This window comes from Ochrobactrum sp. XJ1 (assembly GCF_024701725.1).
Lineage (GTDB): Bacteria > Pseudomonadota > Alphaproteobacteria > Rhizobiales > Rhizobiaceae > Brucella > Brucella anthropi.
This window is the reverse complement of record NZ_VDGD01000007.1, coordinates 316,827-329,432: the sequence shown is the minus strand read 5'-3', so window position 1 is coordinate 329,432 and position 12,606 is coordinate 316,827. Positions and strand designations below refer to the sequence as shown.

Genomic DNA, 12,606 nt, shown 5'->3' with positions numbered 1-12,606 from the left:
GCGGGACCTTTCATCTGGATATGCAAGAACAGAGCTCAAAAATTTGGGCTCATTTTTCAATTGCCTTATACCCTATATCCGGTGGGCGCAATGCCAGGGGAAGCTGGAAGGGGTCGTCATCCTCAATGGAAAATGCTAGGCCCCGCAATCATCTTTGTAGGATTGCCATGTTCACGATCAGTCGCGTCGAAACCTTTAGTCAGGAGATCAAGAAAAGTCGATTTCTGGCCATTGCTGCGCCTGTCGCAAACGAGCAGGCGGCGAAGGATTTTTTGAGCGAGCATTCCGATCTGTCGGCGAGCCATAATTGCTGGGCCTGGCGCATGGGGCAGAACTACCGTTTCAGTGACGACGGTGAGCCAAGCGGCACGGCAGGAAAGCCGATCCTGCAGGCAATCGACGGCCAGCAGCTGGACAATATTGCAGTCGTGGTTACGCGCTGGTTCGGCGGCATTCTTCTGGGAAGTGGTGGCCTGATGCGCGCCTATGGCGGCACTGCCGCTACCTGTCTGCGACAGGCTGAGAAAACAGAAGTTATTCCGCTGGTCGGATTTCAGTTCGCCTGCGATTTTTCAGATCATGCGCTGCTGAAAGCACGCCTGACAGCGGTGGAAAACCTTGCCATCGCGCAAGAGAATTTCACCGGCACCGGCGTGAAAATGGCGGGCACAATGCCCATCGCCGCGCGGGATGAACTATCCCGCCTCGTCACCGATCTGACGCGCGGCAAGACGATTATCGCATTTGATGACTAGAGCATGTCTCCCAAAAGTGGGGACCGGTTTTGGGATAAAGACATGCTTAAAAACAAAGAGATAGAGTGTTTCCAATGATTCAATCAAAACAGGAAATGCTCTAGATTGTACCGCTCGTATACTGCTGGCGCTTGTTCTCATACATCAGCAGGTCGGCGCGCTTGGCAACGGTTTCCAGCTTCTCGCCCGGCATGCTGGTCGCAGAGCCGATGGAAAGATTGAGCTTGAGTTGGGAATAATACTGGTTGTTGATATCGACCAGCCGCTGAATGTCCTCGACCATCGCCTCGGCGCCGCGCTCATCGACATAAGGCAGCACAACCGCGAATTCGTCACCGCCAATGCGTGCGGCATGGCCCGGCTGCTTCACGGCTTCATTCAGCACTTCTCCGATGCGTCGCAGCAATCCGTCGCCTGTCGCATGGCCCCATTGATCATTCGCGGCCTTGAGGCCGTTGAGATCGATGATGATGACTGAAACGGGCGTATGGCCCTTGCGCTCAAGCCGGTTAAGCTCATCGACATAATAGGCGCGATTGTGCAGCTTGGTCAGCACATCGTGCTTGCCCAGATATTCCAGATAGGCCTCGGCCTTCTTGCGCGCCGTGATGTCGGTAAGTGCGACCTGCACCAGCGACCAATCCGTCTCATGTCCCGGCAGAACAGAGAACTGCAGCAGAACATGCCGTTCGGACCCATCGAGCGCATAGTTCACCACTTCGCGACGCTGGAACAGGATCCCGTTCCACAGGTCGATCAGCTGTTCGCGGAAAGAGGCTTCCATCTCGTCCTTGAAGATATGCGGCAGGTTCTGCAGCAGCGTTTTCTTGTCGGACGCGAGAAATAGGGCCGTCGTCTCGGTGTTGATTTCGAGCACGCGGATTTCGCTCATGCACTGGCGCACGAATTCTGGATGCACGTCGGTAAACACCCGAAAATCAACGATGCCGCGCTGGCGCACATCGTCCATCAGTTGCTTGATGCGGCTGAAATCCTCGACCCAGAGCGAAACCGGTGAATGTTCGAAAAGGCCCACTGCGTGCTGCTTGTGCCGATCCTGCTCGCGGCGGGCATTCTCGCGAGCGGTCACATCCTCGATGGAAAGCAGAACCCGCTCCCAAGTGTGTTCATAGCCGGGAAGCACGACGCCCTTGAGCTGGATGTCGAGCCGCTTGCCGCCGAGCGAATAGTTGATGGTGTCGCTTGAGAAAGTACCGCCGCCGTTCCAGAGCTGGACCATCTCATCGATATGCGGGTCCAGCATGTCGTCGCGAAACACGCGTTCGAGGTTGGCGACCAGATGACTGACGCTGTCCGCCTCGAAAAGCGAAAGCGTCTTGCGGTTGACCTTCAGAACCCGGATATGGCTGGTACAGATGCGCAGCCGGGTTGTGTCTTCGTGCAGGAAAGCCCCGAGATCGGTAATGCCAAGCGCGCGCCATTCTTCGAACTGCTTGCGCAGACCGCTATAATCCTCAAGCCACAGGGAGATTGGCGCAAGGTCAAAAATATTGGCGCTGTCGCTCAAGGCAGACTCGATATTCATGGATTTCCCGCTCTACCATTGGCTTCCCGCATTTCCGAAACTGAGACGTTCAGGATATGCGTCCAAACCGGATTCTCTTTTCCCATCGGGAAAAGCCGCGATGGATTATTGGGAGCGCGTTATATTACGTGAGGCTCAGATAAACTAGAGGTTTTAGTGTAAAAACACTTCGCTTTTTACGAAAAATACAAAGGGCGGCCCTTTGGGGCGCCGCCCTGAATAGATATATAGGCGGCTATCAGTTCTCGGTCGGCAGCCGATGGCGCACGAGCGTTGTCCAGTACGAGCAACCCCAGGCAATGACATCGTCGTTGAAGTCATATTTCGGATGATGGAGATTGGCGCTCGGGCCGTTGCCGATATTGATCATCGCGCCCGGCACCTCGTTCAGCATGAAGGCAAAGTCTTCACCGCCAAGCGTTGCCGGCATATCCCGAGCCACGCGGTCAGCGCCCGCAACTGCATCGGCAGCGATTGCGGCCAGTTCCGTCTCGCGCTCGTGATTAACGGTCACCGGATAGCTGCGCTGATAGTCGAGCGTGGCCTTGGCGCCGAAAGCATCGGCAATGCCCTGCACGGCGCGAGCCAGCTTTTCCTCGATATGGTCGCGCACTTCCTCACGAAGCGTGCGGACCGTACCGGTCAACCGGATTTTCTGCGGAATCACGTTGAAAGCATCACCACCCTGAATGGTGGTGATCGAGATCACTGCGGAATCCAGCGGGTCGACGGTGCGTGCGGTCAGCGTCTGGATTGCCTGAATGAGTGCTGCCGTCACCGGGATGGGGTCGATGGTCTGGTGTGGGGAGGCCGCATGTCCGCCAACGCCCTCGATGGTGATGTCGAGAATGTCAACCGATCCCATGATCGGGCCGGAATTGATGATGAAGTGTCCGACGGGAAGATTCGGGCGGTTATGCATGCCGTAGACTTCATTGACCGGCCAGCGCTTGAACAGGCCGTCGTCGATCATCGCCTTTGCGCCTGCGCCGCCTTCTTCGGCAGGCTGGAAGATAACGATGACGGTGCCGTCGAAGGCGCGGCTTTGCGCCAGTTCGCGGGCAGCGCCCAGAAGCATGGTCGTATGGCCGTCATGGCCGCAGGCATGCATTTTCCCCGGCACTTTCGATGACCATTCCGCGCCGGTTTCTTCGAGGATCGGCAGCGCATCCATGTCGGCACGCAGGCCGATGGCGCGACCGGAACGGTTCGACTGGCCGCGAATGACGCCGACGACGCCGGTGCGTCCGATGCCGGCCACCACCTCATCGACGCCTGCGGCGCGCAGCGCTTCGGCAACTTTTTCTGCAGTCCGGTTTACATCGTAAAGCAGCTCCGGGTTTTCGTGCAGGTCACGACGGAACGCGACGAGTTCGTCCAGCTGGTTCGATGTCCAGTTTTCAACCGGCATGTCAGGCTCCTTTTGTGTTGTCTTCAGTCTTGTCGAGACGGTAGCGGAAATCGCAGTGGCTTGCGCCCTTCATGATGGTCTGCGAGCGTTCCAGCTTCATTTCTGGGTTGTAGCCGATGCAGAAATCGCCATCGCGATTGCAGGAGAGCAGGTGGCCGATATGGCCAAGACCCATCTCGCGGTACATTTCCGAATAACGGCATCGCGTAACGTTGAAATCGAAATGATCTTCGCCCTGCGAAATCACGTCGATCTCCAGTGCGTTTTCCTTCGTCCACAGCGGCTGGATATCGGCAAAGTCCTGTATCGTTGGCGTGCGGCCCAGCTCGTCGGCAAAGCTCTTGCCCTGTTCGATGGCCGAACGGCTGACGGCTTCGCCGATTGCAGCCTGCGCTTCTTCCTCACCGGAGCGTTCGCGAATAACTTCGTAAACATTCTTGAGAACCAGCGCTTCGATGCGGCGACGTTCGAGAATTGACATTTGATTCATGGACCTGACCTTTCACATGAACGTTAAATGAGCGGGACTAGAGATTTGGCTCGGAGAGATCCTTGCGCCGAAGCCATGCGAGGTAGAACGGGGCAATCTTTCGCGCGACTTTATGAAAAGGCAGCGGTGCCGGTTCCGAGACGGGCAGGGCAAGTTCCTGCACAGGCTCGCCGTCGAGCGCACGTGCAAATTCCCGCCCGAGCGATGTGCCAAGCGCAACGCCGCGCCCGTTGCAGCCGATCCAGGCCCAGCCATTGGGGCCGAGCTGATGAACGCGTGGAAAGCGATCCCATGTCATGCCGATATAGCCGCTCCACACATGGGTGATTTCCGGCTCGCCAAGCGCTGGAAAGGCTTCCGCCATGTTGCGCGCCGTCTTGCGCTTGACGCGTTCTGCGATGTTGAAATCGCCCATCACCACGCCGCCGGTAATCAGCCGGTTGCGGGCATCGTAGCGGAAGAAACGCAGGTCGCCGCGGGTGTCGGAAACGGCCTGCCGACCGGGCAAAATCGTTGCGCGCAGATTATCGCTGACGGGCGCGGTCGCCATCTGCCACGAGAGCACCGGCACGATGGTGCGGGCAAGGCGCGGAGCAAGCCCTTCACGCAACTCGCCGGTATAGGCGTTGGTGGCGAGCAAAAAGCCCTTGGCGCGCACTGTGGCGCTGGCGGTCTTGACCTCCCAGTGATCACCCACCTGGGCATAGGAGATGACCGGGCTTTGTTCGTGAATGATCGCGCCGTGGCGTTCGGCAGCAGTGGCAAGACCGCGCGCGAAGGCCAGCGGATTGATATGACCGCCGGTCGGGTTGAACATGCCACCATACCAGAAATCGCTGCCCAACAGCCGCGATGTTGCGGCGCGGTCGAAAAATTCCGCCGGGAAGCCGAAGCGTTTCCATGCGTCCACGCGGGTTTGCGAAAGCTTCACCCGGCCCGGCGAATGGGCAGGCTGGAACCAGCCGTTCTGCTCGGCCTCGGCCTCGATGTTTTCATCACGCACGATGGAAAACAGAATGTCGGCGCTATTGCCGATCAGTCGAGCAAAACGTTCGCCCGATGCGCCGTAGCGTTTGGCGATTGCATCGGGTTCCGCCGAAGTCATGGTCGGAATGACCTGTCCATTGTTGCGCCCCGATGCGCCCCAGCCGACCGCATTGCCTTCCAGCAGGATGACACGCTTGCCGCGTTTCGCCAGATGGAGCGCTGCTGAAAGTCCCGTAAAGCCACCGCCGACGATGGCGACATCGGCTTCCGCGTCATTGGTCAGCGGCTTTGCTTGTGTGCGGGCAGGGGCAGTGGCAGCCCAGATGGAGGGTGGAAAGACTATGTTCTGCATGGTGTCACGCATTTTCCAAACGAGGAGGCGTCCAGCCCTTGCCGGGAATGGAGGCAAGGAGGCGCTGTGTATATTCATGTTGCGGATTAGCGAAGACCTCAGCCGTCGGACCTGCTTCGGCGATCTCACCCTTGGACATGACGATGATGCGGTCGCAAAGCTGGGCCGCGACGCGCAGATCATGCGTGACGAAAAGAAGCGACAGATTGAGCCGTTCGCGGAGGTCGGCCAGAAGCCGCAACACCTGAGCCTGTACGGAGACATCGAGCGCGGAGACCGGTTCGTCGGCGACGATGATGCGCGGCTCCAGCGCCAGCGCGCGGGCGATGCCGATGCGCTGCCGCTGCCCGCCGGAAAATTCATGCGGAAAACGGTCGGCTGCGGCAGGCGAAAGCTCGACCAGCTCCAGCAACTCGCGGGCCTTTGCGTGCGCCTCTGCCTTCGGTACGCCATGGACGATTGGCCCCTGTGCGATCAGGTCCACGACGCGGCGGCGCGGGTTGAGCGAGGCCATCGGGTCCTGAAAGACCATCTGGATGTCCTTGCGCATGGCCCGCACTTCACGCGGGCTGGCGCTCAGAAAATCTTTGCCATTCACATCGACCTTGCCGCTATCGGCTTCAAGCAGACGGGTGACGATGCGCGAAACGGTTGTCTTGCCCGACCCGCTTTCGCCCACGACGCCAAGCGTTTCACCCTGACGTAGTTCAAACGAAAGGTCCTTCACGGCAGGAACGGCACTTCTTTTGCCGGTGAGCAAGCCGCCGCGCGCCTTGAAGGTTTTGTGTAAAGCGCTCGCCTTGAGAATGACTGGCTGTGCGTCTACCGATGGCTTCGGTTCGGGCGGAGTGAGAGCTGGAACCGATGCAATCAGCGCCTTGGTATATGGGTGCTGCGGATGGTTCAGCACGTCGTTTGCCGGGCCTTCCTCGACCAGTTCGCCAAGCCGCAGAACGGCGACGCGGTCGGCAATTTCCGCCACCACGCCGAAGTCATGCGTGATGAACAGGATGCCGGTATCGTGTTCGCGTTGCAGGTCGCGGATCAGTTTCAGGATTTGTGCCTGCGTGGTCACGTCGAGCGCGGTGGTTGGTTCATCGGCAATGATGAGGCGCGGTTTCAGGATCAGCGCCATGGCGATCATGACACGCTGGCGCTGTCCGCCCGAAATCTGGTGCGGATAGGCGTTGTAAGCGGATTCCGGGTCCGGAATTTTCACTTCTGCCAGCATGTTCAGCACGGCGGCGCGACGTTCCTTGCGACCGAGCTTCGTGTGCAGGCGCAACACTTCATCGATCTGCCAGCCGACCGTCTTCTGCGGGTTGAGTGCGGTCATCGGCTCCTGAAAGATCATGCCGATGCGGTCGCCGCGCAGCTTCTTCATGTCGGTTTCGCTGAGCGAATAGAGATCGGTGCCTTCCAGTCTGATTATGCCATTGGTCACGCGCACATGCGGTTCCGGCAGAAGGCGCATGATTGCGCCTGCCGAAAGCGATTTGCCGGAGCCGCTTTCGCCGACGAGGCAGACGATTTCACCGGGGTTGATGGTCAGTGTCAGGTCCTGCAGGGCGTAAGGACGGTCGGCGCCCTTTGGCAGCGCGATCTGCAGGTTTTTGATTTCGAGAACAGGTGCGACGGTCATTATTTTTTCTGCCTCGGATTGAGCGCGTCGTTCAGGCCTTCGCCAAGCAGGCTGAAGGAGAGAACGGTGAGCAGAATGGCGATGCCGGGAATGACCGAGCAGAACCAGTCGGTGCGCAGCACGGCACGACCCTGACCGATCATGTTGCCCCAGCTCGCATAGTTCGGGTCACCGAGACCGAGGAAAGCGAGCGCGCTTTCCATCAGGATGGAGGTGGCCATCACCACGGATGCGAAGACAATCACCGGCGGCAGGGCATTCGGCAGGATTTCACGGAAGATTATTGAGGCATTGCCAACACCGAGATTGCGCGCTGCATCGATGAATTCGCGCTTGCGCAGCGCCAGAAATTCGGCGCGTACCATGCGGGCAGGCGCGGTCCATGACACGATTCCGATGCAGATGATGATATTTTCGATCGATGAACCGAAGATTGCCACCAGTGTCAGAAGCAGTACGAAGCTTGGAACGGTCTGGAAGGCTTCGGTGATGCGCATCAGAACGTCATCCACCCAGCCGCCATAATAGCCGGCAAGAGCGCCGATGATGATGCCGATCACGATAGAAATCAGGGTGGCGACCACGCCGATCAGAAGCGAAATGCGCGCGCCATGGACAATGCCTGCCATGATATCGCGCCCAAGCTGGTCGGTACCAAGCGGCGTTGCAGCATTGACGAATGGCCAGACGAGTGGATCGCTTGCGCGCCGCAGCGGGTCGCCGGGCGCAATGACATCAGCCAGCAACGCGATCAGGACCACGGCGATGAAGAGGATAAGGCCCAGTACGGCGGCGCGGTTGCGGCTGAAGCGCTGCCACAGAATTTTTGCGCGCGAGACCTGCGGGCGGGTGAGGGAGAGGTCCTGTGGAGTCATGACAGTTCGATCCTGGAATCAAGCCGCGCATAGATGAGGTCGGTGATGAAATTCACGATCACCACCAGCACCGAGCACAGAAAGATGATGCCCATCAGCGTGTTGAGGTCGCGCTTGATCACGGAAGTGTAGGCAAGCTGACCGAGGCCGGGCAGCGAAAAGATTGTCTCGATCACGACCGAGCCGCCAAGCACAGTCGAGAATTGCAGTCCGAGCAGCGTGACGACGGGCAGGAATGCGTTACGCATGATGTGATGGAACATCAGCCTTGCACCGCTTGCACCCTTGGCGCGTGCGGTGCGAACATAATCAAGATCGGCCACTTCCAGCACACTGGTGCGCATCAGGCGCATGTAGAAGGCGAGATAGATGAGCGAAAGCGCCGTCGTCGGCATGACGAGGTGCACGGCAATATCCCAGACATTCTTCCAGCCGGTATAGAAACCGGCAATCGTCTTGTAGCCACCGACCGGCAGCCAGCCCAGCTTGACCGAAAAGATGAACATCAAAATGAGGCTTAGGAAGAAGCTCGGCATGGCGTAGAAGACAAGGCCGAGCGTGGAAATCGCATTGTCGGTCAGCGAATAAGCCTTGCGCGCGGCGAAAGCTCCGAGCGCAATGCCGAAAATGAAGGCCACCGAAAGCGAGGAAACCATGAGCAGGAGCGTCGGCACGAGGCGGGCCATCAACACGTCCAGCACCGGCTGCTCGTAGACATAGGACCAGCCGAAATCGAACTGTGCCAGCTTGGTCATGTAGATCCACAGCTGCGTCCAGACCGGCTGGTCGAGGCCGTATTCGGCGCGCAGATTGGCGACGAATTGCGGGTCTGCGCCGCCCATGTCGCCAACAAGCGCGTCCACCGTATCGCCAGGGGCAAGCTTGATCAGCAGGAATGACCCGATCATGATGAGAAGAATGACGGGGATCGCCTGCAAGATGCGCCGCAGCGCAAAAGTCAGGATCGGGGGCAGGGGCATTGCGGGTTATCCTGCAAGATATTCATTTCAGCATTCATAAAACTGGGGAGCCGCTGCCGGATGACCGGCAGCGGCTGGTATTGTTTATTGATCAATCCACAGATCGTACCAGCTGGAAGAATCCCAGCGCGGCGTGTTGTGGTGGTTCTTCAAGACCTTATTGGTCACGCCGACGAACGGATGTTCGATGGCGAAGATGACCGGCAGGTCTTTCATCTCAAGCTGCTGGATCTGGTGATAAAGATCGGCGCGCTTGGTCGGGTCGAGCTCGCTCGCGGCCTTGTCGATCAGGCTGTCCATTTCGTCCGATTTGTAGTCGAACTGGTTGGACCATGCGGTGCCGACCGGAGCGCCGGAACGCAGCCAGACGGTGGTGGAAACAGCCGGATCGGAGCGGAACTGGTGCCAGCCGCTTGCCGTGTCGAAGTCATGGTCACGATAGACACCGTTCAGAAAGCCCGGCGCATCGTTGGTCAGGATCTGGACGTCGATACCGACTTCCTTCATCGCCTGAGCATAATATTCGGCCCAGAGCTGCGTATATTCACCCCATGGTGCCGGGCGATGACGCAGCTTGAAGCGGATGCCGTCGGAGCCAGCCGGATAACCGGCTTCGTCGAGCAGTTTCTTCGCTTTTTCAACATCATACGGGTAGGTTTGGACCTGATCCGTGTAATTGGCGCCGCCGGCGCTTGGGATCGGGCCACGGCCCGGCTTGGCATAGCCGCGCATGATCGTCTTGATCGCAAAGTCGATATCGAGCGCGTGATAGATCGCCTGGCGAACCTTCAGATTGGCAAGGATCGGATTGCGCAGATTGAACTCGATGGTCGAGTGGGCAACGTTGTTTTCGAAACCCTTGGTGCCGGTGTCGAAGCGGCCATCCTTCTGGAGGCGCTCGGTATCCGACATGGAAATACCGTTGAAGGCGGTTTCCATCATTTCACCGGCTTCAAGCGCTGCGGCAGCAGCGGCCTTGTCCGGCATGAAACGCCAGACGATGCGGTCGAGATAAGGATATTCCTTGCCACGCCAGTAATCGTCGTTGCGCTCGGCAATGATGTGCTGGCCGCGCTCGTATTCGACGAACTTGAACGGTCCCGTGCCGACCGGTGCGGCGTTGTACTTGTTCTTGAGAATATCCGTGCCTTCATAAAGATGCTTCGGCACCGGATGACCGAGATCAGGCATGGCGGCGACGAGCAGCTCCAGCGGCATCGGCTTGGAATAGCGGAACACTGCCGTGTGCGGATCGGTGCAATCGACGGCTTCGAGATTGGCCTGAAGCGTGGTCGAATAGTTGAGCAGCTTCTTCCAGAGATTCATCGCGCTGTACGAAACGTCATCGCAGGTGAAGGGCTGGCCGTCGTGCCAGCGCACATTCTCGCGCAGCTTGAAGGTGATGGCCTTGCCGTCTTCCGAGGAAGACCAGCTGGTCGCCAGAACCGGCACGTAGCCCTCATAAGTGCGGTCGATCAGCGGTTCCATGATGCGGCCGGTGATCTGATAGACGCCGGTGGAGGCGCGCAGCGCAGGGTTAAGCACACCCTGCTCGGTGTTCATATGGACGATGACAGTGCCGCCGCGCTTCACTTCTTCGGCGTGCGAAGACGCCGTCGCAAGCGAAAACGCCGCTAGAAACAGGCCAAGGCCAGCTTTTCTGATATGCATTCTCTGTTCCCCTGAAGGACGTTGAGGGAGGGCTTTCTAGCCTCTTTTCCCGCACGTCCCAATATTGTTCAAGCCCCTGAAATCGCAACGAAATGCCACCTCAGAGGGTCTTTATTGTATGCAAGCATTGATATGCTAGAATCCGTGGCGATAATGTCAAGATAAACTAATATCGCGGGCAAAATTGGTAAAATTTCTCGACCAGCCTGCGTTAATAAATGTCGATTTTCTACGACGGAGTTTGTTGATGAGCCAAAATTCCCCCGAGCAGAATGCAAACTCGGGCAAAAACGAGCGCGGCGCGGTCTGGATCACCGGCGCCGGGTCCGGCATCGGCGCTGCCATGGCACGACGGTTCGCGCGTGAAGGCTGGCGCGTCGCGCTGACGGGCCGCAAGGCGGATGCACTTGCAGCGATTGCCGAGGAGATCGTCTCCAATGGTGGCGAGGCGCAGATATTTCCGGCGGATGTTCTCGACCGGGAGGCAGTTGCCGCTACTGCCGGAGCTATCGTCGAATGGGCAGGTCGTCTTGATGTGCTCTGCAACAATGCCGGTCTCAATATTCCGCGCCGTAGCTGGGCGGATATTGATTTCGATTCATGGGACGATGTCATCGACATCAACATCAAGGGTGCGATCAATGTGATTGCCGCTGCCCTGACGCCCATGCGCGCACAGGGTGGTGGGTTGATGATCCACACATCGTCCTGGGCAGGGCGGTTCTCGTCGCCCGGCGGCGGCGTCCCCTATGGTGCGTCCAAACATGCGCTCAACGATCTGAGCGCCAGCCTGAATGCGCAGGAAGGACCAAACGGCATCCGGTCGACGGTGCTATGCCCCGGTGAGGTGGCGACGCCGCTTCTGGCGCGTCGTCCGGGCTTCGATCTCTCTCGCATGGATGATGTCATCCAGCCCGAGGATATGGCTGAAACCGCGCTCTATGTTGCCAATATGAATCCCAAGGTTACGATCCACGAGATCGTTCTGGCTCCGACCAAGAAATAGAAAAGGAAGTTTTGTATGTCTCATCCGGTCAAAGGCGTCGATCATATTTTCCTGCTGGTCGGCGATCTGGAGAAAAGTGCCGAACAATATCGCCGTTTCGGATTTACGCTGAGCCCACGTGGCCTCCACAGCAAGGAAAAGGGCACCGGCAACTACACCATCATGTTTCCGGAAGATTATTTCGAGCTGCTCGGCATCGTCGCCGAGACGTCGGGCAATCTGCATCAGCGCGAGAAGCTGGCAGCGCAGGGCGAAGGACTCCATGCCATTGCCTGCCGCATCGACAATGCGCGCGATGCCAAGGCGGAACTGGACGCACTTGGCATCAAGACCGGCGAGGTTGGCGCGTTTCAGCGTCCCGTAGAACTGCCGGGCGGCGGCGAGGGTGTTGCGGCTTTTGAAACGGTGTCTTTCGCGGAAAGTGAAGTGCCGCAAGGTATGGTCTTCATGTGCCAGCACAAGACCCGCGAAACAGTCTGGCTGCCGGAACTGATCGAACATGCAAATGGTGCAAATGGCCTTTCCGCCATTGTTGCCATCTCATCCGATCCGGAAGCTGCTGCCAATGGTTTTGCCCGCCTGTACGCCAATGGCAAGGCAGAGGTACAGGATGGTGGCTGGAAGGTTTCGACAGGCTCACGTTCGGCAGACATATGGGTTGTGAGTGAGGAGAAAGCCGCTGCAATCTATCCCGGTGTGGATTTTGCCCGGACACCGGGCAAGGCTTTCGCCGTTCTGCGCATCCGGGTCGCTTCGCTGGACGAGGCGCGCGGCGTTCTCGATACCAACGGAATTTCCCACGTGAAGACATCTGCGGGCATCGCCGTGGCGCCGGAAAATGCCAGCGGCACGGTTCTGGAGTTCTCGGAACAGTAAGGGTTTGAGCAAGCG

11 protein-coding genes are annotated in these 12,606 nt (G+C 58.4%); 3 read left to right on the top strand and 8 right to left on the bottom strand.

Annotation, left to right across the window (positions count from 1 at the left end; genetic code table 11):
- The first annotated feature begins 167 nt into the window (after positions 1-167).
- Positions 168-755, top strand: coding sequence for an IMPACT family protein (locus tag FG152_RS15045; RefSeq protein ID WP_010658510.1), 588 nt, complete (start codon positions 168-170; stop codon positions 753-755).
- A gap of 100 nt (positions 756-855) precedes the next feature.
- Here the strand turns inward: FG152_RS15045 and FG152_RS15040 are convergent, their stop codons facing one another.
- The 8 genes from FG152_RS15040 to FG152_RS15005 form a co-directional block, all read right to left on the bottom strand.
- Positions 856-2,301: a sensor domain-containing diguanylate cyclase gene (locus tag FG152_RS15040; RefSeq protein ID WP_010658511.1), complete on the bottom strand. Its 1,446-nt coding sequence runs from the start codon at positions 2,299-2,301 to the stop codon at positions 856-858.
- Between the two features lie 238 nt (positions 2,302-2,539).
- The gene (locus FG152_RS15035) at positions 2,540-3,712 is read right to left on the bottom strand and encodes a M20 aminoacylase family protein (protein ID WP_010658512.1); all 1,173 of its coding nucleotides are present in this window, start codon (positions 3,710-3,712) and stop codon (positions 2,540-2,542) included.
- Between the two features lies 1 nt (position 3,713).
- Entirely contained in the window at positions 3,714-4,202 is a 489-nt protein-coding gene (locus FG152_RS15030) for an L-2-amino-thiazoline-4-carboxylic acid hydrolase (RefSeq protein ID WP_010658513.1), read from the bottom strand.
- 37 nt (positions 4,203-4,239) lie between these two features.
- Positions 4,240-5,541 carry an NAD(P)/FAD-dependent oxidoreductase gene (locus FG152_RS15025; protein ID WP_010658514.1) on the bottom strand — a complete coding sequence of 434 codons (1,302 nt, stop codon included), beginning with the start codon at positions 5,539-5,541 and terminating at the stop codon, positions 4,240-4,242.
- 4 nt (positions 5,542-5,545) lie between these two features.
- Positions 5,546-7,183 (bottom strand): ABC transporter ATP-binding protein, encoded by a 1,638-nt coding sequence (locus tag FG152_RS15020; protein ID WP_010658515.1) that lies wholly within the window; start codon positions 7,181-7,183, stop codon positions 5,546-5,548.
- Positions 7,183-8,058, bottom strand: coding sequence for an ABC transporter permease (locus tag FG152_RS15015; protein ID WP_010658516.1), 876 nt, complete (start codon positions 8,056-8,058; stop codon positions 7,183-7,185). Before FG152_RS15015 ends, FG152_RS15020 begins: the two co-directional genes overlap by 1 nt.
- Positions 8,055-9,038: an ABC transporter permease gene (locus tag FG152_RS15010; RefSeq protein WP_010658517.1), complete on the bottom strand. Its 984-nt coding sequence runs from the start codon at positions 9,036-9,038 to the stop codon at positions 8,055-8,057. The genes FG152_RS15015 and FG152_RS15010 overlap by 4 nt, the downstream gene beginning before the upstream one ends.
- 84 nt (positions 9,039-9,122) lie before the next feature.
- Positions 9,123-10,709 carry an ABC transporter substrate-binding protein gene (locus tag FG152_RS15005; protein ID WP_151576805.1) on the bottom strand — a complete coding sequence of 529 codons (1,587 nt, stop codon included), beginning with the start codon at positions 10,707-10,709 and terminating at the stop codon, positions 9,123-9,125.
- 247 nt (positions 10,710-10,956) lie between these two features.
- Between FG152_RS15005 and FG152_RS15000 the strand changes: the two genes are divergently transcribed.
- Both FG152_RS15000 and FG152_RS14995 read left to right on the top strand, forming a co-directional pair.
- Positions 10,957-11,715: an SDR family oxidoreductase gene (locus FG152_RS15000; protein ID WP_010658519.1), complete on the top strand. Its 759-nt coding sequence runs from the start codon at positions 10,957-10,959 to the stop codon at positions 11,713-11,715.
- Positions 11,716-11,730: 15 nt separating this feature from the next.
- Positions 11,731-12,591 carry a VOC family protein gene (locus tag FG152_RS14995; protein WP_010658520.1) on the top strand — a complete coding sequence of 287 codons (861 nt, stop codon included), beginning with the start codon at positions 11,731-11,733 and terminating at the stop codon, positions 12,589-12,591.
- Positions 12,592-12,606: the final 15 nt, after the last annotated feature.

What these genes read in the sequence shown, in the direction of transcription:
- FG152_RS15000 (WP_010658519.1), top strand. Translation starts at nt 10,957, where the DNA reads ATGAGCCAAAATTCCCCCGAGCAGAATGCAAACTCGGGCAAAAACGAG.
- FG152_RS15020 (WP_010658515.1), bottom strand. Translation starts at nt 7,183, where the DNA reads ATGACCGTCGCACCTGTTCTCGAAATCAAAAACCTGCAGATCGCGCTG.
- FG152_RS15030 (WP_010658513.1), bottom strand. Translation starts at nt 4,202, where the DNA reads ATGAATCAAATGTCAATTCTCGAACGTCGCCGCATCGAAGCGCTGGTT.
- FG152_RS15015 (WP_010658516.1), bottom strand. Translation starts at nt 8,058, where the DNA reads ATGACTCCACAGGACCTCTCCCTCACCCGCCCGCAGGTCTCGCGCGCA.
- FG152_RS15035 (WP_010658512.1), bottom strand. Translation starts at nt 3,712, where the DNA reads ATGCCGGTTGAAAACTGGACATCGAACCAGCTGGACGAACTCGTCGCG.
- FG152_RS15010 (WP_010658517.1), bottom strand. Translation starts at nt 9,038, where the DNA reads ATGCCCCTGCCCCCGATCCTGACTTTTGCGCTGCGGCGCATCTTGCAG.
- FG152_RS15040 (WP_010658511.1), bottom strand. Translation starts at nt 2,301, where the DNA reads ATGAATATCGAGTCTGCCTTGAGCGACAGCGCCAATATTTTTGACCTT.
- FG152_RS15045 (WP_010658510.1), top strand. Translation starts at nt 168, where the DNA reads ATGTTCACGATCAGTCGCGTCGAAACCTTTAGTCAGGAGATCAAGAAA.
- FG152_RS15005 (WP_151576805.1), bottom strand. Translation starts at nt 10,709, where the DNA reads ATGCATATCAGAAAAGCTGGCCTTGGCCTGTTTCTAGCGGCGTTTTCG.
- FG152_RS15025 (WP_010658514.1), bottom strand. Translation starts at nt 5,541, where the DNA reads ATGCAGAACATAGTCTTTCCACCCTCCATCTGGGCTGCCACTGCCCCT.
- FG152_RS14995 (WP_010658520.1), top strand. Translation starts at nt 11,731, where the DNA reads ATGTCTCATCCGGTCAAAGGCGTCGATCATATTTTCCTGCTGGTCGGC.